This is a genomic window from Acuticoccus mangrovi (genome assembly GCF_016411865.1).
Lineage (GTDB): Bacteria > Pseudomonadota > Alphaproteobacteria > Rhizobiales > Amorphaceae > Acuticoccus > Acuticoccus mangrovi.
In genome coordinates this window covers 440,479-462,661 of sequence record NZ_JAEKJA010000007.1, presented here as the reverse complement: position 1 = coordinate 462,661, position 22,183 = coordinate 440,479, and the positions used below count along the sequence as shown (strand labels likewise).

Annotated in this window: 21 protein-coding genes; 18 read left to right on the top strand and 3 right to left on the bottom strand. The window is 69.2% G+C overall.

What is annotated here, in order from left to right; all coding sequences use genetic code 11:
- The first annotated feature begins 170 nt into the window (after positions 1-170).
- The 3 genes from JCR33_RS11360 to araD are packed head-to-tail and all read left to right on the top strand — an operon-like array spanning position 171 to position 4,136.
- Complete coding sequence (locus JCR33_RS11360) at positions 171-2,252, top strand: TRAP transporter large permease subunit (RefSeq protein ID WP_198882161.1); 2,082 nt, start codon at positions 171-173, stop codon at positions 2,250-2,252.
- A gap of 15 nt (positions 2,253-2,267) precedes the next feature.
- Positions 2,268-2,390: a dihydroxy-acid dehydratase gene (locus JCR33_RS25310; protein WP_198882160.1), complete on the top strand. Its 123-nt coding sequence runs from the start codon at positions 2,268-2,270 to the stop codon at positions 2,388-2,390.
- A gap of 12 nt (positions 2,391-2,402) precedes the next feature.
- Positions 2,403-4,136: an L-arabinonate dehydratase gene (gene araD, locus JCR33_RS11350; RefSeq protein ID WP_198882159.1), complete on the top strand. Its 1,734-nt coding sequence runs from the start codon at positions 2,403-2,405 to the stop codon at positions 4,134-4,136.
- Here araD and JCR33_RS11345 read toward each other — a convergent pair.
- Positions 4,133-4,495 (bottom strand): DUF1127 domain-containing protein, encoded by a 363-nt coding sequence (locus tag JCR33_RS11345; protein ID WP_198882158.1) that lies wholly within the window; start codon positions 4,493-4,495, stop codon positions 4,133-4,135. The two genes, araD and JCR33_RS11345, sit on opposite strands and share 4 nt — an antisense overlap.
- Positions 4,496-4,614: 119 nt before the next feature.
- On the opposite strand from JCR33_RS11345, the gene JCR33_RS11340 reads away from it, so the two are divergent.
- Genes JCR33_RS11340 through JCR33_RS11310 form a run of 7 tightly spaced genes read left to right on the top strand, consistent with a single transcriptional unit; the run spans position 4,615 to position 11,392 of the window.
- On the top strand, positions 4,615-5,496 hold the full coding sequence (locus tag JCR33_RS11340; RefSeq protein WP_198882157.1) for a LysR substrate-binding domain-containing protein: 882 nt from the start codon (positions 4,615-4,617) through the stop codon (positions 5,494-5,496).
- Between the two features lie 2 nt (positions 5,497-5,498).
- Positions 5,499-6,689, top strand: a complete 1,191-nt coding sequence (locus tag JCR33_RS11335; protein ID WP_211110246.1) for an L-talarate/galactarate dehydratase — start codon at positions 5,499-5,501, stop codon at positions 6,687-6,689.
- Between the two features lie 2 nt (positions 6,690-6,691).
- Positions 6,692-7,870 carry an L-talarate/galactarate dehydratase gene (locus JCR33_RS11330; protein ID WP_198882156.1) on the top strand — a complete coding sequence of 393 codons (1,179 nt, stop codon included), beginning with the start codon at positions 6,692-6,694 and terminating at the stop codon, positions 7,868-7,870.
- A 38-nt stretch (positions 7,871-7,908) separates the two neighbouring features.
- Positions 7,909-8,616, top strand: coding sequence for a ribonuclease activity regulator RraA (locus tag JCR33_RS11325; RefSeq protein WP_198882227.1), 708 nt, complete (start codon positions 7,909-7,911; stop codon positions 8,614-8,616).
- Positions 8,617-8,618: 2 nt separating this feature from the next.
- On the top strand, positions 8,619-10,166 hold the full coding sequence (locus JCR33_RS11320) for a UxaA family hydrolase (protein ID WP_198882155.1): 1,548 nt from the start codon (positions 8,619-8,621) through the stop codon (positions 10,164-10,166).
- A gap of 9 nt (positions 10,167-10,175) precedes the next feature.
- A complete protein-coding gene (locus JCR33_RS11315) occupies positions 10,176-10,901 on the top strand; it encodes a ribonuclease activity regulator RraA (RefSeq protein ID WP_198882154.1) in 726 nt (241 codons plus the stop codon).
- Positions 10,898-11,392, top strand: coding sequence for a nuclear transport factor 2 family protein (locus JCR33_RS11310; protein ID WP_198882153.1), 495 nt, complete (start codon positions 10,898-10,900; stop codon positions 11,390-11,392). Before JCR33_RS11315 ends, JCR33_RS11310 begins: the two co-directional genes overlap by 4 nt.
- Before the next feature lie 166 nt (positions 11,393-11,558).
- Here the strand turns inward: JCR33_RS11310 and JCR33_RS11305 are convergent, their stop codons facing one another.
- Both JCR33_RS11305 and uxuA read right to left on the bottom strand, forming a co-directional pair.
- Positions 11,559-12,959 (bottom strand): mannitol dehydrogenase family protein, encoded by a 1,401-nt coding sequence (locus JCR33_RS11305; RefSeq protein WP_198882152.1) that lies wholly within the window; start codon positions 12,957-12,959, stop codon positions 11,559-11,561.
- Positions 12,956-14,167: a mannonate dehydratase gene (gene uxuA, locus JCR33_RS11300; protein ID WP_198882151.1), complete on the bottom strand. Its 1,212-nt coding sequence runs from the start codon at positions 14,165-14,167 to the stop codon at positions 12,956-12,958. The genes JCR33_RS11305 and uxuA overlap by 4 nt, the downstream gene beginning before the upstream one ends.
- An 89-nt stretch (positions 14,168-14,256) precedes the next feature.
- Between uxuA and JCR33_RS11295 the strand changes: the two genes are divergently transcribed.
- The 8 genes from JCR33_RS11295 to JCR33_RS11260 all read left to right on the top strand — a co-directional run bounded on the left by JCR33_RS11295 (position 14,257) and on the right by JCR33_RS11260 (position 22,043).
- A complete protein-coding gene (locus JCR33_RS11295) occupies positions 14,257-15,009 on the top strand; it encodes a GntR family transcriptional regulator (protein ID WP_198882150.1) in 753 nt (250 codons plus the stop codon).
- Positions 15,006-15,983, top strand: coding sequence for a TRAP transporter substrate-binding protein (locus JCR33_RS11290; protein WP_198882149.1), 978 nt, complete (start codon positions 15,006-15,008; stop codon positions 15,981-15,983). Before JCR33_RS11295 ends, JCR33_RS11290 begins: the two co-directional genes overlap by 4 nt.
- A gap of 85 nt (positions 15,984-16,068) precedes the next feature.
- Positions 16,069-16,626 carry a TRAP transporter small permease gene (locus tag JCR33_RS11285; protein ID WP_232372487.1) on the top strand — a complete coding sequence of 186 codons (558 nt, stop codon included), beginning with the start codon at positions 16,069-16,071 and terminating at the stop codon, positions 16,624-16,626.
- The gene (locus tag JCR33_RS11280) at positions 16,626-17,903 is read left to right on the top strand and encodes a TRAP transporter large permease (protein ID WP_198882148.1); all 1,278 of its coding nucleotides are present in this window, start codon (positions 16,626-16,628) and stop codon (positions 17,901-17,903) included. Before JCR33_RS11285 ends, JCR33_RS11280 begins: the two co-directional genes overlap by 1 nt.
- A gap of 3 nt (positions 17,904-17,906) precedes the next feature.
- Complete coding sequence (locus JCR33_RS11275) at positions 17,907-18,947, top strand: L-idonate 5-dehydrogenase (protein WP_198882147.1); 1,041 nt, start codon at positions 17,907-17,909, stop codon at positions 18,945-18,947.
- A gap of 240 nt (positions 18,948-19,187) precedes the next feature.
- Positions 19,188-20,162 carry a sialic acid TRAP transporter substrate-binding protein SiaP gene (locus JCR33_RS11270; protein ID WP_198882146.1) on the top strand — a complete coding sequence of 325 codons (975 nt, stop codon included), beginning with the start codon at positions 19,188-19,190 and terminating at the stop codon, positions 20,160-20,162.
- 57 nt (positions 20,163-20,219) lie between these two features.
- The gene (locus JCR33_RS11265; RefSeq protein WP_198882145.1) at positions 20,220-20,762 is read left to right on the top strand and encodes a TRAP transporter small permease; all 543 of its coding nucleotides are present in this window, start codon (positions 20,220-20,222) and stop codon (positions 20,760-20,762) included.
- Positions 20,763-22,043: a TRAP transporter large permease gene (locus JCR33_RS11260; protein WP_198882144.1), complete on the top strand. Its 1,281-nt coding sequence runs from the start codon at positions 20,763-20,765 to the stop codon at positions 22,041-22,043.
- Positions 22,044-22,183 lie beyond the last annotated feature (140 nt).

The window sequence follows — 22,183 nt, the reverse complement described above, 5'->3', positions numbered from 1 at the left end:
GCGGCACCACCGCGCCCACCATCACGACGACAATCAGAACAACATCTTGCGTTGCCGAGCGGGCGACGCGTGCCGCGCCGACCGCCTGAAGCCGCCCATCGTGGCGGCCGGCGCCGGCCACCGGACGCCGCATCACCCGCCGCCACCTGCCGTCGCAAGGGGGAGACGACATGGCTACCGACACGCAACAGCGTATCGACCGGGACACCGACGTCGAGATCGCCGGTGACGACCCGATCCATGCCGAGGGCACGCTCCCCTTCGATCGCTATGGCCCGGTCGACCATGTCAGCCACTTCAGCGGCATCGCGGTCTCCGTGCTCTACATGGTCGCCGCCGGGGTGACCCTCTACGAGGTGTTCGCCCGCTACCTCTTCAACGCGCCGACGCTGTGGGCCTTCGAGGTGGTGATGGTGCTGTGCGCCACCACCTGGATGCTGTCGTCGGGCTACATCACGCTGAAGCAGCGCCATATCGGCATCACCGTCTTCCACGTGATGGCCTCCGAGCGCACCCGCTGGTGGCTCGACACGTTCGCGATGATCGTCGGCATCGTCGCGCTCTACATGCTGCTGTCCGACGCCTCGCTGCGCGCCTACATCTCCATCAGCCAGCTCGAGAAGACCGGCAGCGCCTTCAACTCGCCGATGCCGATGGTGCTGAAGTCGCTCCTGGTGCTCGGCGGCTTCCTCTATCTCACCCAGCTCCTCGTCAACCTTCACCGCCACCTGAGGCTGCCGCTGTCGCGGCTCGTGGTGAAGCTCGTCGCGGCGTTCATGCTGATCTACTTCCTCGCCGCCGCGCTCACCGCGATCATGGGCGAGGCCTCGGTGTTCGGCACCGTCTCCGGCTTCTTCTCCGACATCGCCGCCGCGCTCGATCCCTCCCGCGCCCTCAACATGCGCGCCTACGACCTCGGCACGATCTCCGTCATCATGGTGATCCTCCTCGTCGCGCTGATGATGACGGGAATGCCGCTCGGCATCGTCACCCTCATCGTGTCGGTGATCATGGCGATCGCCTTCTTCGGACCGCGCGGCCTCTATCTCGTCTCGACCAACGCCGCGGGACTTCTGGAGCACTACACCCTCGTCGCCATCCCCTTCTTCGTGCTGATGGCATCGATCCTGGAGCGCGCCGGCATCGCCGAGGACCTCTTCGACGCGATGAGCATCTTCTCCGGCAACCTGCGCGGCGGCGTCGCGGTGCAGACCGTCATCGTGGCGGTGATCCTCGCGGCGATGTCGGGCGTGATGGGCGGCGAGATCGTCATGCTCGGCCTCGTCGCGCTGCCGCAGATGTTCCGCCTCGGCTACGACCGCAAGCTGACGATCGGCCTGATCTGCGCCTCGGGCGCCCTCGCCACCCTCATTCCGCCGTCGATCATCATGATCGTCTACGGCCTCTCCGCGGAAGTGGGCATCGGCGATCTCTTCATGGCCGGCGCGATCCCCGGCATCATGCTCGCCCTCTTCTACGCCGGCTACGTGCTCCTGCGCGTCAACCTCAACCCCAAGATGGCGCCGACGGCGGCCGAGGTGGCGGAGATCACCGGCCACAAGGGCGGCCTCTCGCGCGCGCGGATGACGGCCGTCATCCTCTGCATCATCCTGATCGCGGCGGTGATGGGCTCGATCTACGGCGGCGTCGCCTCCGTCACCGAAGCGGCGGCCGTCGGCTGCCTCGGCTCGCTCGTCGTCGCGGCCGTGCGCAACCAGTTCCGCTGGAGTGTGATTTCGGCGGCGCTGCTCGGCTCCATGACCACCGTCGGCACCATCATCTGGCTGATCCTCGGCGCCGTCTCCTTCGTCGGCATCTTCAACCTCGTCGGCGGGGGCGACTTCATGCGCTCCCTCTTCCTCGACCTCGGTCTGCCGGCGATCGGCACGATCCTCGTGATGATGGCGATCCTCGTCGTGCTCGGCACCTTCATGGAGTGGATCGCCATCGTGTTCATCACCGTGCCCGTGTTCGCGCCGGTGGTGGAGACGCTGGCGCCCGACCTCGGCCTCACCGTCGACCAGGCGAAGGTGTGGTTCGGCATCCTCTTCGTGATGAACATCCAGATCTACTTCCTGTCGCCGCCCTTCGGCCCGGCCTGCTTCTGGCTGAAGTCGGTGGCCCCGCGGGACGTGACGCTGCAGGAAATCTTCCTCTCCGTGCTGCCCTTCATCGTCCTTCAGATCATCGGTCTCGCCCTGGTGATGATCTTTCCCCAGATCGCCCTCTGGCTTCCGGCCGCGCTCAGTTAGAAAAGGAGACCCGCCATGATGGGACGCGACGCCCGCAAAGACATGGACGCCTACGGCTTCGCGCCGTGGATCGTCGGCGTCTTCCTCGCTGCCGGCCTCATCGCCCTCATGTTCGAGTTTGCTGCACCCATTTCCTGATTCGAGACCCCGATGACCCGCAAGACCTACGACCAACTCCGCTCCGCTCGCTGGATGGCACCGGACGACTTCCGCTCCTTCGGTCACCGTTCGCGCACCATGCAGATGGGCTACGGACCGCAGGATTGGGAAGGCAAGCCGATCATCGCCATCGTCAACACCTGGTCCGACGCGCAGCCCTGCCACATGCATTTCAAGGATCGCGTGGAGTGGGTGAAGCGGGGGATCCTGCAGGCCGGCGGCTTCCCGATGGAGCTGCCGGCGCTGTCGCTGTCGGAGAACTTCGTCAAGCCGACGACGATGCTCTACCGCAACATGCTCGCCATGGAGACCGAGGAGCTGTTGCGCTCCCACCCGATCGACGGCGCCGTCCTGATGGGCGGCTGCGACAAGACCACCCCCGGCCTCACCATGGGGGCGGTCTCCATGGGGGTGCCGTTCATCTACCTGCCCGCCGGGCCGATGCTGCGCGGCAACTACGCCGGCCAGGTGCTCGGCTCGGGCACCGATTCCTTCAAATACTGGGACGAGCGGCGCGCCGGCACCATCACCAAGGAGGAGTGGCAAGGCATCGAGGGCGGCATCGCCCGCTCCTACGGCCACTGCATGACGATGGGCACGGCCTCCACCATGACCGCCATCGCCGAAGGGCTCGGCCTCACCCTGCCGGGCGCCTCCTCCATCCCGGCCGCCGACGCCAACCACCAGCGCATGGCGGCGGAGTGCGGCCGGCGCATCGTCGACATGGTGTGGGAGGACCTCACACCCGACAAGATCATCACCGAAGCCGCCGTCAGAAACGCCGTGACGGTGGCGATGGCGACCGGCTGCTCGACCAACGCCATCATCCATCTCATCGCCATGGCCCGGCGCGCCGGCATCCCGCTGACGCTCGACGACCTCGACGCCATCGGCCACACCACCCCGGTGATCGCCAACGTCCGCCCCACCGGCAAGGGCTACCTGATGGAGGACTTCTTCTACGCCGGGGGCCTGCGCGCGCTCATGAAGGTGCTCGGCGACAAGCTCGACACCTCGGTGATCACGGTGACGGGTAAGACGCTCGGCGAAGGCCTCGAGACAGCGCGCGTCTTCAACGACGACGTCATCCGCCCGATCGACAATCCGGTCTACCACGAAGGCTCGCTCGCGGTGCTGCGCGGCAACCTCGCCCCCGACGGCGCGGTGATCAAGCCGGCCGCCTGCGATCCGAAGTTCCGCGTGCACGCCGGCCGCGCCCTCGTCGCCGACAGCTACGACGAATTGAAGGCGATCATCAACGACCCCGACCATCCGATGACGCCCGACACGGTGCTGGTGCTGCGCAACGCCGGACCCCAAGGCGGGCCGGGCATGCCCGAATGGGGCATGATCCCGATGCCCCAGGCGCTGCTGAAGAAGGGCCATCGCGACATGGTGCGCCTCTCCGACGCGCGGATGTCCGGCACCTCCTACGGCGCCTGCATCCTGCACGTCGCTCCCGAGGCCTATGTGGGCGGCCCGCTGGCGCTGCTGCGCACGGGCGACATCGTCGAGCTCGACGTGCCGAACCGCACCCTCAACATGCGCGTGTCGGACGAGGAGCTGGAGCGTCGCCGCGCCGCCTGGACGCCGCCCGCCCCGCGCTACGGGCGCGGCTATGGGGTGATGTTCACCAAGCACATCATGCAGGCGGACTCGGGCTGCGACTTCGACTTCCTGACGACGGCATATGGCCCCGCCGTGCCCGAGCCGGCGATCAACTAGGCCGCCCGCCGTGCCCCGCGCCCCTCGCTCCACGCCCCAGGCAACGGCCGCGCCATCGTCCGCGTCCGCCCCTCCGGCGTCACGAGGAGCGCGAGGAGAGGCTTCGCGCCGGGCACCCGTGCCGGGGCGCGCTCCGTGCGCGCCCGCTCCGCCATCGCCTCCGCCAAGCGGCGCGGCGCATCGCCCCGCCCGGCAAGCGCCGCCTCGACCTCGCCCCGCACGACGCCGAGGTCGGCAAGCTCCGCCGGAGACAGCTCCAAGAGCGTCGCGATCGCCCGTCGGCGCCGCCGCGCGTCACGCCAGCGGGCGGCGACGCCGAGGAGGCCCGTTCGATCCCGCAGCGCGGTCCGTTCCGTCATCACATCACCTCGTCGATTGGACGAGGGGGACTGTGCGCCCGCACGACACATCAGTCGAACGAATTGTTCTGACGTCAAAGGTCAGTCATTTTGATCCATCGCCAACGATGGAGCCCGCCATGCCGACCCCTCTCCTGGAGCACGACCTCATCCGCACCTTCGTCTCGGTGTGCGAGACCGGCAGCTTCAAGGCGGCCGCCGAGCGCGTCCGTCGCACGCCCTCGGCGGTGTCGATGCAGATGGCGCGGCTCGAAGACCAGCTCACCACGCGCCTCTTCGAAAAATCCGGCCGATCGGTCGCCCTGTCCTCGGCGGGCGAGGAGCTTCTGAACTACGCCCGGCGCATCCTCTCGCTCAACGAGGAGGCGGTGTCGCGCTTCCTGGGACCGCGCCTCTCGGGCCTCGTGCGCGTCGGCGCGCCGGACGACTACGAGACGCGCCTCCTGCCCCCCACCCTCGCCCGGTTCTCCAAGCTCTGCCCGGAGGCGGAGATCGAGCTCGTCCTCGGCCTCAGCCCAACATTGGTGGAGCGCCTCGGGCGCGGCGAGCTCGACATCGCCTTCGTCGCCGCCGAGGCCGCCCAAAAGGGCGGGCTGCCGGGCGAGATCCTCCACGCCGAGCCGCTCGTGTGGCTGGGGCGCGCGGGGGGTACGGCAATGTTCCAGCGCCCCGTGCCGCTGGCGCTGCCGGGCTACAACTGCCCGTGGCGCCACATGGCGGTCGAGGCGCTGGAGCGGGCGGGGATCGCCTATCGCACCGCCTTCTCCTGCGAATACTCCCACGGCCAGATGGCCGCGTTGATGGCCGACCTCGCCATCTCGCCGCTGCCGGCGAGCTACATCACCCCGCAGCTCGAGCGCGCGAGCCCCGACCTCGGTCTGCCCGCCCTCGGCAATGTCGCGACGCACATGTGCCTGCGTCCGGGGGCCGACGACCTCACCCACACCCTTGCCAGCGTCGCCCGCGAGACGCTCACGACCCCCAACGGATCCATGCCATGAACATGATCGAGAAGCCGCAGCGCGAGCGCCTGATTCCGGCGAACCCGATGCAGGCGGGCCTTGCCCCCGGCCCCGCCACCCTCGACCGCATCGCCAAGGTCACGGTGAGCCTCGCCGCCCTCCCGCTCCATTCCCCGATTTCCGACGCCAAGGTGCTGACGGGCCGCCAAAAGCCCCTCACCGAGATCGCCTTCCTGTTCGCCGAGATCACCTCCGAAGGCGGCCACACCGGGCTCGGCTTTTCCTATTCCAAGCGCGCCGGCGGCCCCGGCCTCTTCGCCCACGCCAAGGAGATCTGCGGCGAACTCATCGGCGAAGATCCCAACGACACCGCCCGCCTCTACGACAAGCTCTGCTGGGCCGGTGCCTCCATGGGCCGCTCGGGCCTCGCGGTGCAGGCGATCGCCGCGATGGACATCGCGCTGTGGGACATGAAGGCGAAGCGCGCCGGCCTCCCCCTCGCCAAGCTGCTGGGCGCCCACCGCGACGGGGTGCGCTGCTACAACACCTCGTCCGGCTACCTGTCGATGGCGATGGACGAGGTGAAGGCGCGCATCGACACCGCCATCGCCCGCGGCATCGGCGGCATCAAGCTGAAGGTCGGCCAGCCCGATCCGATGGTCGACATCGCGCGCCTCGAAGAGGTGCGCGCCCACGTCGGCGGCTCGATGCCCGTGATGATCGACGCCAACCAGCAATGGGACCGGGTGACGGCGTTGCGCTTCGGCCGCATCGTCGAGCCGCTCAACCTCACCTGGATCGAAGAGCCCCTCGACGCCTATGACGCGGAGGGTCACGCCGCCCTCGCCGCCGAGCTCGCCACCCCCATCGCCACCGGCGAGATGCTGACGAGCGCCGCCGAGCATGCCGAGCTGATCCGCTGCAATAGCGTCGACTTCATCCAGCCCGACGCGCCGCGCGTCGGCGGCATCACGCCGTTTCTGAAGATCTGCGCCCTCGCCGACCACAAGCGCATGCGCCTCGCCCCCCATTTCGCCATGGAGATCCACCTCCACCTCGCCGCCGCCTATCCGCACGAGCCGTGGGTGGAGCACTTCGAGTGGCTGGAACCCCTCTTCAACGAGCGCCTCGAGATCCGCGACGGCCGCATGTGGGTGCCGGACCGCCCCGGCCTCGGCCTCACCCTGTCGGACCAGGCGAGAGCCTGGACGTCCGCGACCCACACGGCGTGACCATGCAGCGCCTGATCCCGGAAAACCCCGTCGCCGCGGGTCTCGCCACCGGCCCCGCCACCCTCGACCGCATCACCCGCGTGGTGGTGCGCCTCGTGCGTGTGCCGCTCAATGTGCCCCCGGTCGCCGATGCCAAGGTGATGACGGGGCGGCAGAAGCCGTTCTCCGACGTCCCGTGCCTCATCGCCGAGATCGAGAGCGCGCACGGGCCGACGGGCCTCGGCTTCGCCTATTCGATCCGCGCCGGCGGCGAAGGGATGTTCGCCCACGCCAAGGAGATCGCCGGCGAGCTTCTGGGCGAAGACCCGAACGACATCGCCCGCCTCGCCGAAAAGCTCGCCTGGGCTGGCGCCTCCATGGGCCGGTCGGGCCTCGCGATGCAGGCGATCGCCGCCTTCGACATCGCGCTGTGGGACATGAAGGCCAAGCGCGCCGGCCTGCCGCTCGCCAAACTCCTCGGCGCCCACCGCGACGGGGTGCGCGTCTACAACACCTCCGCCGGCTATTTCTCTTCCGACGACGGCGCCGTGCGCGAGGGCGTCGCCCGCGCGGTGGAGCGCGGCATCGGCGGCATCAAGCTGAAGGTCGGCCAGCCCGACCCGATGAAGGACATCGAGCGGCTCGAAATGGTCCGCCGCGTCGCCCCCGACACCCCGATCATGATCGACGCCAACCAGCAATGGGACCGCATCACCGCGCTGCGCTTCGGCCGCATCGTCGAGCCCTTGAACCTCGTGTGGATCGAAGAGCCCCTCGACGCCCACGACGCCGAAGGCCACGCCGCCCTCGCCGCCGAGCTCGCCACTCCCATCGCCACCGGCGAGATGCTGACCTCCGCCGCCGAACTGATGCGCCTCGTCGACCTTAACGCCGTCGACTTCCTCCAGCCCGACGCCCCGCGCATCGGCGGCATCACGCCGTGCCTCAAGGTGATGGCGGCCGCCGACCACAAGCGCATCCGCCTCGCGCCGCACTTCGTGATGGAGATCCATCTCCACCTCTCCGCCGCCTACCCCCAGGAGCCGTGGGTCGAGCACTTCGAGTGGCTCGAACCCCTCTTCAACGAGCGCCTCGAAATCCGCGACGGCCGCATGTGGGTGTCCGACCGCCCCGGCCTCGGCTTCACCCTGTCGGACGAAGCGACCCCCTGGACAACCGCCACCCACGAGGCCCGCCCGTGACCACCCCTTCGCCCACTCCCGTTTCGCCCGCCCCCGTTTTGCCGGAGACCATCGAGAAGCTGCGCACCGTTTCGGTGGCGACCCTCGCGACCGCCCTCTTCAAGCGCGGCTTCCGCAACCAGGTGATCCAGGACGTCCACCCCGTGGGCGCCAAGGGCCGCAACATGGTGGGCCCCGCCTTCACCCTGCGCTACATGCCCGCCCGCGAAGACCGCAACACGCTGGCCGCCTTCCGCAATCCCGAACACCCCCAGCGCCACGCCATCGAGACGTGCCCGCCGGGCGCCGTCCTCGTCATGGATTCGCGCAAGGACGCGCGCGCCGCCTCCGCCGGCGACATCCTCATCACCCGCCTGATGACCCGCGGCGCCGAAGGCGTCGTCACCGACGGCGGCTTCCGCGACGCGATGACCATCGCGACGCTCGACATCCCCGCCTACCACCACCGCCCGTCGTCCCCCACGAACCTCACCCACAACGAGGCGATCGACATCAACGTCCCCATCGGCTGCGGCGACGCGCCGGTGTTCCCGGGCGACATCGTGGTGGGCGACGACGACTGCGTGATCGTGATCCCCGCCCACCTCGCCGACGAGATCGCCACCGAGGCGGTGGAGATGACCGCCTACGAGGACTTCGCCCTCGAAAAGGTGAAGGCGGGCGAAACCATCATCGGCCTCTACCCGGCCACGAAAGAGGAAAACCTCGAGCGCTTCGCCGCCTGGCGGAAACAGAACGGGAGGTAGGAATGCCCACTCTCGACGCCCCCACCCGCCCCAACGATCCCGTCATCCGGCTCGATCCGGCCGACAACGTGGTCGTCGCCCGCGAGGCGCTGCCGGCGGGCACGACGATCGGCTCCGAAGAGGTGACGACGCTTCAAGACGTCCCCTTCGGCCACAAGATCGCGACCCGCCCCATCGCCAAGGGCGAGCCGGTGCTGAAATACGCCACCATCATCGGCTTCGCCGGCGAGGACATCGCGCCCGGCACCTGGATGCACTCCCACAACGTGCTGATGGACGGCTTCGAGAAAGACTACCGCTACGGCGAGGACTACCGCCCGACCGAGCTCCTGCCGCCCGACGAACGGGCCACCTTCATGGGCTACCGCCGCGCCGACGGCCGCGTCGGCACGCGCAACGTCATCGGCCTCTTCATCACGGTGAACTGCTCGGCGACGGTCGCCCGTAAGATCGCCAACTATTTCGACGAGGACCGCCTCGAAGACTTCCCCAACGTCGACGCCGTCGTCCCCTTCGTGCACGAGCAGGGCTGCGGCATGGAGATGACCGGCGAGCCCATGGATCTCCTCCGCCGCACGCTGGCGGGCTACATCCGCCATCCCAACGTCGCGGGCGCGGTGGTGTGCTCGCTCGGCTGCGAGCGCAACAATCTCCAGGAGTTCTTCGAGAAGGAGAGCCTCGCCGCCGGCAAGATGCTGCACACCGTCTCGATGCAGGGCCTCGGCGGCACCAAGGCCGCCATCGACGCCGGCAAGGCCGCGGTGCGCGAAATGCTGCCGCTCGCCAACGTCATCGAGCGGGTGCCCTCGTCGGCCGAGCACATCCTGGTGGGCCTCCAGTGCGGCGGGTCGGACGGATTTTCCGGGCTTTCGGCGAACCCCGCGCTCGGCAAGGCGGTCGACATCCTGGTGCGCCACGGGGGGACGGCGATCCTGTCCGAAACGCCCGAGCTCTACGGCGTCGAGCACACCCTCACCGCCCGCGCCAAGACGCCGGAGGTGGGCAAGCGCTTCATCGAGCGCATCGAGTGGTGGCTCGAATACAACCGCGGCCGCGACACCCAGATGAACGGGCGCGTCTCCCCCGGCAACAACGCCGGCGGGCTCGCCAACATCATCGAAAAGTCGCTCGGCGGCTCGAAGAAGGGCGGCTCGACGGGGATCAACGCCGTCTACAAATATGCCGAGCCCGTCACCGAGCACGGCCTCGTCATCATGGACACGCCGGGCTTCGACCCGGTCTCGGCGACGGGCCAGATCGCCGGCGGCGCCAACCTCGTGTGCTTCACCACGGGGCGAGGCTCCTGCTTCGGCTCCTACCCCGCGCCCACGATCAAGCTCGCCACGAACACGCCGATGTACGAGCGCATGACCGGCGACATGGACATCAATTGCGGCACCGTCATCGACGGCACCAAGAGCCTCGAGGAGATGGGCGAGGAGATCTTCGCCAAGATCCTCGCCGTCGCCTCGGGGCAGAGGTCGAAGAGCGAGGCGCTTGGGGTGGGGGAAGAAGAGTTCGCCCCCTGGCCCATCGGCGTCACCGGATAGGAGGCTTTCATGGCGATCACCGCCGACACTCTGGCGAAACTCAAGAAGTGCAGCCAGGGGACGCTGACGACGCAGCTCTTCCGCCGCGGCTTCCGCCAGCAATTTTTGGTGGGGCTCACCCCGCTCAATCCCAAGGCGGGGCCGTTCGCGGGTGAAGCCTTCACCCTGCGCTTCATCCCGAGCCGGGAGGACAAGGACTGGGACCTTGGCGACCTCAAGAAGCGGGGCGAGGACAACATGCAGTGGGAGGCCGTCGAGACGATCGGCGCGGGGGCCGTGCTGATGATCGATTCGCGCAACGACCCGCGCGCCGCCTCCGCCGGCAACATGCTGATGACGCGGATGATGCGGAAGGGCGTCGCCGCCGCGGTCACCGACGGGGCCTTTCGCGACGGCACCGAGATCGCGGCGATGGACTTCCCCACCTACTGCCGGGCGAACACCGCCTCGACCCGCCCCGCCTTTCACCGCGCGGTGGCGATGCAGGAGCCGATCGGCTGCGCCGACGTCGCCGTCTATCCCGGCGACATCGTGGTGGGAGACGCCGACGGCGTGACGGTGATCCCCCGGCACCTCGCCGAGGAGATAGCCGAGGCCGGGGTCGAACAGGAGTTGCGCGAAAAATTCCTCTTCACCAAGATCGACGCCGGCGCGCCGCTCTGGGGAACCTATCCCGCCGACGAGGCGACGCTCGCCGAGTTCGAAGCCTGGAAGCGGGAGGGCCACACCCTTTGAGAACCGCCGACATCCTCACCGGCCTTCGCGATCCCGCGGCCCGCGCCGAAGCGCTGATCCTGCACTATTTCCGCATGTGCAACGACGCCGACCACGCCGGCCTCGTCGACTGCTTCACGCCGGACGCGGTGCACTATTTCCCGCCGGGGCTGCCCGGCGCCCCGTGGCGCGGCGCCGAGGCCATCGCCGACGGCTGGCTCTGGTGCGTGAAGACGCTCGGCAGCCGATGGACCATCGAGAAGATCCTCACCGGCCCGCAAGGCCGCGAAGCGGTGATCGAGTGGACCCACTGGAAGACCGCCGTCGGCGAGGCCCTGCGCGGCGACGAGTGGTACGTCTTCAACGAGGGCGTCACCAAGATCGCCGAGATCCGCGCCTACTACGCTTCGCCGGTCGACAAGGCGACGCCCGTCAACAGGCTCCATGAGTTCGACTACGAAGGCCGCGGCTACCACATGCTGCCGCCCTCTCCCCCGCCCACCGTCGAATAGCCGGCGACGACTGCGCCCCACCCGCCCGCCGGCACGGCGCCCGACTCGGGCTCTCCACGAGTGCGGCCGATGAGAGCGGCACCCACTCGCCACCGCGTGCCCCATAGGTGTGGGCGATCGCCGCGGCGGAGGGCCAGCGGGCGCAGCGCGCCGTAGGGGCTCGCTCTCAGAGTTGGGCGGAGGCGACGACGCGATCCCAGAACTCGGGCGCCTTGCGCAGCTCCATCGGCATCGCCGCCGCCTTGGCGAGGCCCGACAGCGGGTCGGCGCCGCGGAGTGCCGCGGCGATCTCGCCGGCGCGCGGATCGTCGAGCGTGCCGGCCGCCGAGGCGCGGGCGGCATGGGTCATCCACAACCCCGCCACCCGGGCGAAAGCGTCAATGGGTGTCCGCCCGGCGAGGGCGACGAGCGCCGGCTCGAAGATGCGCGGGCCGAGCTTCTCGGTGCCGTCCATCGCGATCTGCGCCGTGCGATGGGCGATGGCGGGGTTCTTGAAGCGCGTCACCAGAGCGTCGGCGTAGGCGTCGAGATCGACGCCCGGCACCGGCGCGAGCGTTGCCCGGGCCGCAGCGAAGTGCGCACGTACCGCTTCCTCATATTGCGGCACGGCGAGCACGTCGCGCACCAGCGGCAGCCCTTCGGTGGTGCCGATATAGGCGATCAGCGAGTGGGCGCCGTTCAGCATGCGCAACTTCATGCGCTCGTAGGGCACGACGTCGGACACGAAGAGCGCGCCACCCGCCTCCCAGGCCGGCCGGCCGGCGGGGAAGCGGTCCTCGATCACCCACTGGCTGAACGGCTCGGTCTCGATCGCCGCGGCGTCCTCCACGCCGAGGGCGGCGGCCGCGTCGGCCCGCGTCGCCGCCGTCGCGGCCGGCGTGATGCGATCGACCATCGAGGAGGGAAAGGCCGCGTCGGCGATCATCGAGCGGACGCCGCGCGGGACGATCTCCGTCACGAGGCGGTGCAGGACGGCACCGTTTTCCGGGAGATTGTCGCAGGACAGGGTCGTGAACGGGGCGACCCCCTCCTCGTGGCGCAGGAGGAGCGCCGCCCCGATCAGCCCCGGCAGGCTCTGCGGCTCCTCGATCACTCCGCTGCGCCGCCGCATGAGGTCGCCCATCACGGCGGGGTCGGTGTCGTCGAGCCCGCCCGTCACGGCGTCCCGCCCGTAGCCCTTCTCGCTCACGGTGATCGTGACGACCCGCGTCGCCGGATCGGTCAGCGCGGCCATGATGGCGCCGCGATGGGTGGCGAGGGGCCCGAGCACGCGGCCGAGACTGCCGATCACGCGCACCGGCACGTCCGCCCCGCGCTCGATCAGCGAGTAGAGCCCGCTCTGCGGGTTGAGCGCGGCGGCGGCGTCCGGCCGGCGCAGGCTCACGCCCAGAATGCGCCAGTCGCCACCCTCTGCGGCAATGGCGTCGTCGGTGTAGACCGCCTGATGGGCCCGGTGGAAGGCGCCGACGCCGATATGGACGACGCCGCAGTTGACGCGGCGCCGATCGTAGGCCGGCGCGCGGACGGTCGGTGGAAGCCGCGTGTCCTCGTCGAGCCGGCCCGTCATCGTCGCACCGCTCTTAGGGCGGCCTCCACCCCGCGCAGCTCGGCGAGCCCCTTGATGCGCCCGACCGTCGGATAGCCCGGCTGGGCGCCGCGCTTCAGGTCGTCGGCGAGGTCGTGGCCGTGGTCGGGACGCATCGGGATCACCGCGTCCGCGCGGCCCGCGGCGGCGCGCTTCGCCTCCTCGGCGAGGACCGCGGCGACGAGCGCCACCATGTCCACCTCGCCGTCGAGATGGTCGCTCTCGTGGAAGCTCGTATAGGGCGCGGTGCCCGGCCCCGGCTCGTGCCGCACGTTCCGGAGGTGGAGGAAGTGCACCCGGTCGCCGAGCCGCGCCATCATGCCCGGCAGATCGTTGCCGGCGCGCGCGCCGAGCGAGCCGGAGCAGAGCGTCACCCCGTTCGCCGGACTGTCGACGGCATCGAGCATCGCCCGATAGTCGGCCTCGGTGGAGACGATGCGGGGCAAGCCCAGGAGCGGCACGGGCGGGTCGTCCGGATGGCAGCAGAGGCGCACGCCGAGCCGCTCGGCGGTCGGCACCACCTCGGCGAGGAAGTCGGCCATGTGGCGACGCAGCCGGTCGGCGTCGACACCGTCATAGGTGGCGATCGCCGCCTTCACGTCGTCGAGCGTCAGGGTGCGGTCCGACCCCGGCAGGCCGGCGGTGATGGCGGCCGCGAGCTCCTTCTTGCGCGCCTCGCTCATCGCCGCGAAGCGCTCTTCGGCGGCTTGCGCGAGCGCGGCGCCGTGCGCCTCCGCCGCCCCGGCCCGCGCGGCGAGGTGGATGTCGAACACGGCAAAGTCGACGAGGTCGAAACGCATCGCGGTGCCCCCGTGGGGTAGGCGCCAGTTGAGGTGGGTGCGCGTCCAGTCGAGCACCGGCATGAAGTTGTAGCAGATCACCGTCACCCCCGCCGCCGCGAGATTCCCGAGGCTCTCGCGATAGGCGGCGAAGTGGGCCTTGTAGTCGCCGACCTGGCGCTTGATGTCCTCCGAGACCGGCAGGCTCTCCGCCACCACCCAGGTGAGGCCGGTGGGCTCGCCCCCGTCCGTCTCGATCATCGCCTTGCGCTTGGCGATCTCCTCGGGGCTCCAGACGACGCCCTCGGGAATGTGATGGAGAGCGGTGACGACGCCCACGGCTCCGGCCTGCCGCACGTCCGTGAGGCTCGCCCGATCCTGCGGCCCGAACCAACGCCAAGTGTGCAGCATTCCACCTCTCCCGAAAACTTGTATGGAAGGTTGACTAGTATGGAAGACTAATGCAAGCGTCCTGACCCATTGGCAAGGGCAAGAACGCGATGACCGAGGCCACTCCGCTCGCCGAAGGGACGACCGACAGCCCGTCGGGCGCCGAACGCGTCGCGCACGCGCTGCGCGAGGCGATCGTGCGGTGCGAATTGTCGCCCGGAGACGTGTTGTCGGAGGCCGAGGTGTCGCGCCATTACGGGGTGAGCCGTCAGCCGGTGCGCGAGGCCTTCATCCGCCTCGCCCAGGCCCGCCTCGTGGAGGTGCGCCCCAAGAGCGGCACCCTCGTCTGCCCGATCGACGAGGAGATCATCCACGGCGCCCGCCTGGTGCGCGAGGCGGTGGAGGTGGAGCTCCTGCGCCGCATCGCCGCCACCGGCCCGCTCGGCCAGCGGGCGCGGCCGCTCCAGAAGCTGATCGCCGCTCAGGAGGTGGCGAGCGAGAACCCCACCCGCTTCCTCGCCCTCGACGAGGCCTTCCACCGCACCCTCGCCGAACTCGCCGGCGGCGCCGACGCCTACGCCATGATCGACACGGTGAAGGCCCAGATGGACCGCGTCCGCTACCTCTCGATGGAAGACTTCCACTGCCGCCGCCTGATCGGCCAGCACCGCGCCGTGACCGACGCGCTCGCAAGAGGTGACGGCGACACCGCCATCGCGGTGATGCGCGAGCATCTCACCGAGATTCTGCGATCGGTCCGGCTGATCGCCGAACGACACCCCGCCCTTTTCCAGCGGGACCGCAACCCGCGCTCCGGCCCCCTGCGCCGGTCGCGTCGCACGCAACGGGAGGATACAACATGAACCGCACGAAGCTCATCCTGGGCGCCACCGCGCTCGCGGCGGCCCTTGCCACCCTTTCCGGCGCCGCCCTGGCGCAGGAGCGCACCCTGAAGCTCGGCCACCTCGCCAACGAGGACAATGTCTGGCACAAGGCCGCGCTGAAGTTCGCCGAAGAGGTCGAGGCGAACACCGACGGCCGCATCGTCGTCGAGGTCTATCCCAACGAGTCTCTCGGCAAGGAGATGGACCTCATCAACGGCATGCAGCTCGGCACCGCCGACATGACGATCACCGGCGAGAGCCTGCAGAACTGGGCGCCCATGGCCGCCCTCCTCGCCGTGCCCTACGCCTACGGGTCGCTCGAGGAGATGGACGCGGTCGCCGGCGGCGAGATCGGCGACGCCATCGTCGATCAGATCATCGAGCGCGCCCAGGTCCGCCCGCTCGCCTACTTCGCCCGCGGTCCGCGCAACCTCACCTCCAACCGCCCGATCAAGACCCCCGACGATCTCGACGGGCTGAAGCTGCGCGTGCCCAACGTGCCGCTCTTCGTCGACGTATGGGCCGCCCTCGGCGCCCAGCCCACCCCGATGGCCTTCTCCGAGGTCTTCACCTCGCTCCAGAACGGCACGATCGACGCCCAGGAAAACCCGCTCGCCCTCATCAAGTCCGCCAACTTCAACGAAGTGCAGGACTACGTGAACCTCACCGAACACGTGCGCTCCTGGATCTATCTCGTCATCAGCGAGATGACCTGGAACCAGCTCTCGCCGGAGGATCAGGAGGCGGTCGCCGCGGCCGCCAAGGCGGCACAGGCCTACGAGCGCGAGCTCTTCCTCGCCGATGAGGACGCGCTGAAGAAGGAGCTGCAGGACAAGGGCATGGAGTTCGTCGAGGTCGACAGCGCCGCCTTCGCCGCCAAGGCCAAGGACGCCGTGCTCGCCAACGTGTCGGACGAGATCAAGCCGACCGTCGAGCAGCTCTTCAACGACTGATCCGACGTCTCGACGACGATCCGACGGCCGTGCGGACTCTTCCCGCGCGGCCACCCTCACGTGGCAGGAAGAAGCGCAACTTGCGATGAGTGACCGATCCCCACGGCCGGACGCCATGCCTTTCGACCAGCGCGTCGCCCGCTGGTTCACCCTGATCTGCCGTGTCGGCACCGGCGGCGCCTTCGGCGTCCTCCTCCTGTCGGTCACCGTGCAGGTGGTCGGGCGCACCATCGGCTCCTCGCCGGTGTGGACGGAGGAGCTGACCCGCTTCGCCCTCCTCTATCTCGCCGCCTTCGGCACCGGGCTCGCATTGCGCACGGGCGACCTCGTCAACGTGGACCTCGTGGCCGAGGCGATGCCGCGCCCCTTCGCCTGGCTCCTGCGCCTCCTCTCGGCGGCCGCCGTCCTCGTCCTGTCGCTCGCCCTCATGTCGGCCGCCTGGCGCTTCACCTCCATCGGCGCGTTCCAGACCTCGCCCGCCCTCGGCTGGCGCATGACCTACATCCACGCCTCGATGCTCGTCCTCCTCGCCCTCCTCGGAGTCTTCGCCGCGCTCAGGATCTGGGGCATGCTGCGCGGCCACGACGACGGCCTGCCGATGGGCGACAGCCCCGAGGCCCTCGCCCACGAGGAGCGGCACTGATGGACGTCGTGGTCCTCATCGGCGGCTTCGTCGTCGCCCTTGCCGCCGGGGTGCCGGTGGCGGTGTCGCTGGGGCTCGCCTCGTTCGGCTACATCCTCTTCACCGGCCTGCCGCTCGCCGTCATCCCGCAGAAGATGTACGCGGGCATCGACGTCTTCGTCCTCCTGTGCATCCCCGGCTTCATCCTCGCCGGCAACCTGATGAACAGCGGCGGCATCACCGAGCGGATCATCCGCTTCGCCACCGCCCTCGTCGGCTGGATGCGCGGCGGCCTCGGCCTCACCAACATCGCCGGCTCCATGCTGTTCGGCGGCATCTCCGGCACCGCCGTCGCCGACGCCGCCTCGATCGGCGGCATGATGATCCCCGGCATGAAGAAGGCCGGCTATCCCGGCGCCTTCTCCGCGGCCGTCACCGCCGCCTCCTCCACCGTCGGGCCGATGATCCCGCCCTCGGTGCCGATGATCATCGTCGGCGCCCTCTCCGGCATCTCGGTGGGGCGCATGTTCCTCGCCGGTGCCATCCCCGGCGTCCTGATGGGCATCGCGATGATGATCGCCTGCTACCTCATCGCCCGGCGGCGCAACTTCCCGCGCGAGCCGTGGCAGGGGCTCGGCGAGCTCGGCCGCGCCTTCGCCTCCGCCTTCTGGGCGATCGCCATGACCGCCCTCATCATCGGCGGCCTGCTCTCCGGCCTCGCGACCCCGACCGAGACGGCGGTCGTCGCCTGCATCTACGCCACCATCGTCGGCCTCTTCGTCTACCGCGAGCTGCCGCTGAAGAAGATCCCGTCGATCATCGTCGACAGCGCCGTCTCCTCCGCGGCGATCCTCGCCCTCGTCGGCTTCGCCAACGTGTTCGGCTGGATCCTCGCCTCCGAGCGCATTCCCCAGACAATCGCGGCGGGCGTCCTGTCGATCACCGAAAACAAGTTCCTGGTGATCCTCCTCATCAACATCCTGCTCCTCTTCATCGGCACCTTCATGGAGACGATCGCGGCGCTGATCATCCTCTTCGTGCCGCTCCTCCAGCTCGCGACGGCGGTGGGCATCGACCCGCTCCACTTCGCGACCTTCGCCGTGCTGAACCTGATGCTCGGCCTCACCACGCCGCCGGTCGGGGTGTGCCTCTTCGTCTGCGCCAACATCGCGCGGCTGCCGCTCGCGCCGGTGGTGAAGGCGATCGTCCCCTTCCTCATCGCCAACATCGCCGTGCTCCTGCTCGTCTCCTACGTGCCGGCCACCGCCACCTGGCTGCCCAGCCTCCTGATGGATTGAGCCATGACCGCAACGCGCGTCCTTCGCCTCCACGCCGTCCACGACATTCGCGTCGAGGAAGAGCCCGTCGCCGCGCCCGGGCCCGGCGACGTGCTGATCGCCATGGAGCGAGGCGGCATCTGCGGCTCCGACCTTCACTATTTCCATGCCGGCCGGGCGGGCTCGGCGATCGTGCGCGACCCGATCATCCTCGGCCACGAGGCCTCCGGGCGCATCGCCGCGCTGGGCGCGGGCGTCGGCGGCCTCGCCGTCGGCGATCTCGTGGCGGTCAACCCGTCGCGCCCCTGCGGGAGCTGCCGCTTCTGCCTCGCCGGCAAGCAGAACCAGTGCCTCGAGATGCGCTTCCTCGGCTCGGCGATGTTCCGCCCGCACGAGAACGGCGCCTTCCGCGATCTGATGACGGTGCCGGCCGAACGGGCCGTCCCGATGCCCAACGCAAGCGCCGCGGCCGCGGCATGCGTGGAGCCCCTCTCGGTGTGCCTCCACGCCGCCCACCAGGCCCCGAGCCTCCTCGGCGCCAAGGTGCTCGTCACCGGTGCCGGCCCCATCGGCGCCCTGATGGTGGCGGTGGCGCGGGCGGCCGGTGCGGCGCGGATCGTCGCCACCGACCTCGCCGCCGCTCCCCTCGCCGTCGCCGAGGCGATGGGCGCCGACGAGACCGTCAACGTCGCCGAGAGCGACGCCCTCTCCGTCTACGCGGCCGACAAGGGCACCTTCGACGTCGGCTTCGAGTGCACCGCCGCCGCGCCCGCGATCCGCTCCATGGTGGAGTGCGTCGCCGCCACCGGGACCATGGTGCAGGTCGGTATCGCCGCCGACATCACCGTGCCGCTCAACCTCATCGTCGCCAAGGAGATCGCCTTCAAGGGCTCCTTCCGCTTCCACGCGGAGTTTGGCGAGGCCGCCGGCATGATCGACGGCGGCCGCATCGACGTCACGCCGATCCTCACCGGCACGCTGCCCCTCGCCGACGCCGAGGCGGCCTTCGCCCTCGCCGGCGACCGGGCGCGCGCCGTCAAGGTCCAGCTCGCCTTCGGCGGCTGACGCCACGAACCAGCCGTCCCTTCGGGGCGCGGCCGGCCGGTTGTGAAGTTGCTTTTCCGCAAACTCAGCGTTTCGCGGAACGATGTCCTGCGCCCTCAGCACGGAGACGGTATCGGGACTCGAAAAATCGCAGAAATACCGAATGTAAAACGATAGCCCAAGCGGGTTGAGCACGACAGAACTTTGCACTAGCCTCCGCAGCAAGCGGCAAAAGTCCGTATCACTTGGGAGGTATTCTTGATGGCCCACCGGACCATTCTCGCGCTCGCGGCGGTGGCCGCCACCGCGCTCACCCCGCTCGCCGCCTCGGCACAGACCATGCTGAAGTTCGCGCACGTCTACGAGGCGAGCGAGCCCTATCACACGTGCGCCGTCGCCGCGAGCGACAAGCTCATGGAGGCCACCGACGGCCGCTACGGCTTCGAGGTGTTTCCCGCCTCCTCGCTCGGCAAGGAGGTCGACATCAACGAGGGCCTCGGCCTCGGCACCGTCGACGTCATCTACACCGGCCAGCTCTTCGCCGGCCGCGCCTACGGCCCCGTCGCCATCGGCGGCGCGCCGTTCATGTTCCGCGACTTCGACCACTGGGACAAGTATCGCAACTCCGACCTCTTCCAGGAGCTTGCGGACGGCTACGAGAAGGCCACCGGCAACCACATCACCTCGGTGACCTACTACGGCGCCCGCCACGTGACCTCGAACAAGCCCGTGCTCAAGCCCGAGGACATGAAGGGCATGAAGATTCGCGTGCCGAACGCCCCGCTCTACATGATGTTCCCCCGCGCCGTCGGCGCCAATCCGACGCCGATCGCTTTCGCCGAGGTCTATCTCGCCCTGCAGCAGGGCACGGTGGACGCGCAGGAAAACCCGCTGCCCACCATCCAGGCGAAGAAGTTCTACGAGGTCCAGTCGGACATCAACCTCACCGGCCACATCACCGACGCCCTCCTCACCATCGTCGGCGGGCCGCGCTGGAACCAGCTCTCCGACGAGGACAAGGCCGCCCTCGACAAGGTGCTCGACGAGACCGCCGAGTGCGCCACGAACCAGATCATCGAGAACGAGAAGAACCTCGTTCAGTGGTTCCGCGACCAGGGCGTCAACGTGAACGAGGTCGACCGCACCCCGTTCCGCGAAGCCACCATGAAGCTCCACAACGGCGACATGGCCACCTGGGACCAGGACACCTACGACCGCCTCCAGGCGATCCAATAGGACGACCCGGCCCGCCGCCCGGGCGGGCCGGCTTCCCCCTCTGCGATCGAGGCCTCGATGACTACAGAACCGGCCCTTCCCGCCGAAGAGGAGGAGATCGACCTGTCCGATCTCCAATGGGACGACGGCATCGTGCTCGTCGTCTTCTGGGCGCTCGCGGGCGTCGTCTTCCTGCAGTTCTTCACCCGCTACGTGCTCAACAACTCGCTCGGCTGGACCGAGGAGATCGCCCGCTTCCTGCTCATCGCGGTGACCTTCATCGGCGCCGTCATGGCGGTGCGCAAAAGCAGCCACATCGCGGTGGAGATCCTCTATCGCTGGATGCCGCGGGGTCTGCGCCGGGTGCTTCAGACCATCGTCGACCTCACCGCGGTCGCCTTCTACGGCTTCCTCACCTGGTGCACCGTGCAGCTCGCCGGCCGCACCTTCCAGATGATGGTCTCGATCGACGTGCCCAAAGCGTACGTCTACTGGGGCGTCGCGGTCTGCTTCGCCGCCATGACGCTCTACGCCGTCCTCGTCGCGATCCGCCACCTCGTCACCGGCACGAGCCGCCTCATCGACCCTGAGCGGCACACCGCCACGCCCTCGATGGATTGAATGGAATTCGTCATCCTCTTCGGGCTCCTGTTCGGAGCCATCGCGCTGGGCTTCCCGGTCGCCATCGCGCTCGCCGGCTCGTCCGCCATCTTCATCGCCGTCACGGGCCAGGTGCCCGAGATGGTCGTCGCCCACCGGATGATCAACGGCGTGGATTCCTTCCCCCTCCTCGCCGTGCCGTTCTTCATCCTCGCCGGCAACCTCATGAACACCGCCGGCATCACCGAGCGCATCTTCGAGTTCGCCAAGGCGCTGATCGGGTGGATGCGCGGCGGCCTCGGCCACGTGAACATCGGCGCCTCGGTGATCTTCGCCGGCATGTCCGGCGCCGCCGTCGCCGACGCCGGCGGCCTCGGCGCCATCGAGATCAAGGCGATGCGCGACGCCAAATACGACCCCGGCTTTGCCGTCGGCATCACCGCCGCCTCCTCCACCATCGGCCCGATCATCCCGCCCTCGCTGCCGATGGTGATCTACGGCGTCGTCGCCGGCGCCTCGATCGGCCAGCTCTTCGCCGCCGGCTTCATCCCGGGCCTCGTGATGGCCGTGGCGCTGATGATCATGGTCGCCTACTACTCCCGCGTGCGCGGCTACCCGCGCGACCAGCGCTTCTCGATCGTTCGCCTCGGCACCACCTTCCGCCAGGCCTTCCTGTCGCTGCTCACCCCCGTCATCATCGTGGGCGGCATCCTCACCGGCGCGTTCACGCCGACGGAGGCGGCGATCGCGGCCTGCGTCTGGGCACTGATCCTCGGCCTCGTGGTCTACCGCACGCTGTCGTGGAAGCGCTTCCTGCGCGTCTCCTTCGACACCATCGAGACCACCGCCGTGGTGCTCTTCATCGTCGCCGCGGCCTCGATCTTCGCCTGGGTGCTCACCTCCAACCGCCTGCCGGAGCAGTTCGCCTCGCTCCTCCTCGGCGCGTCGGACAACCCCATCGTCATCCTGATCCTCATCAACCTGATCCTCCTGGTGGTCGGCTGCTTCATGGAGACGGTGGCGGCGATCACCATCCTCGTGCCGGTGCTCCTGCCGATCGCCGTCAGCGTCGGCGTCGACCCGGTCCACTTCGGCGTCATCATGGTGCTCAACCTGATGATCGGCCTGCTGACGCCGCCCATCGGGATGGTGCTCTACGTGCTCTCGCGGGTGTCGGGCGTGCCGTTCGAGCGCTGCGTCACCGCCACGGCACCCTTCCTGATCCCGCTCGGGCTGGTGCTCCTCCTCATCACCTTCATCCCGGCGGTCACCCTCTGGCTGCCGACGCTGATCTATCGCTGAGGCGTCGGCGGAGCGGACGAGACCCCTCCACCCGCCAATGGCGCATCCTGTGACCGTGGTCACGTGAGCCCCTTCGAGGGCTCACCATCTCCATCCTGTCGCCGGGAGGTTCCGGAGACAGGAAACAAAATCAAGGAGAT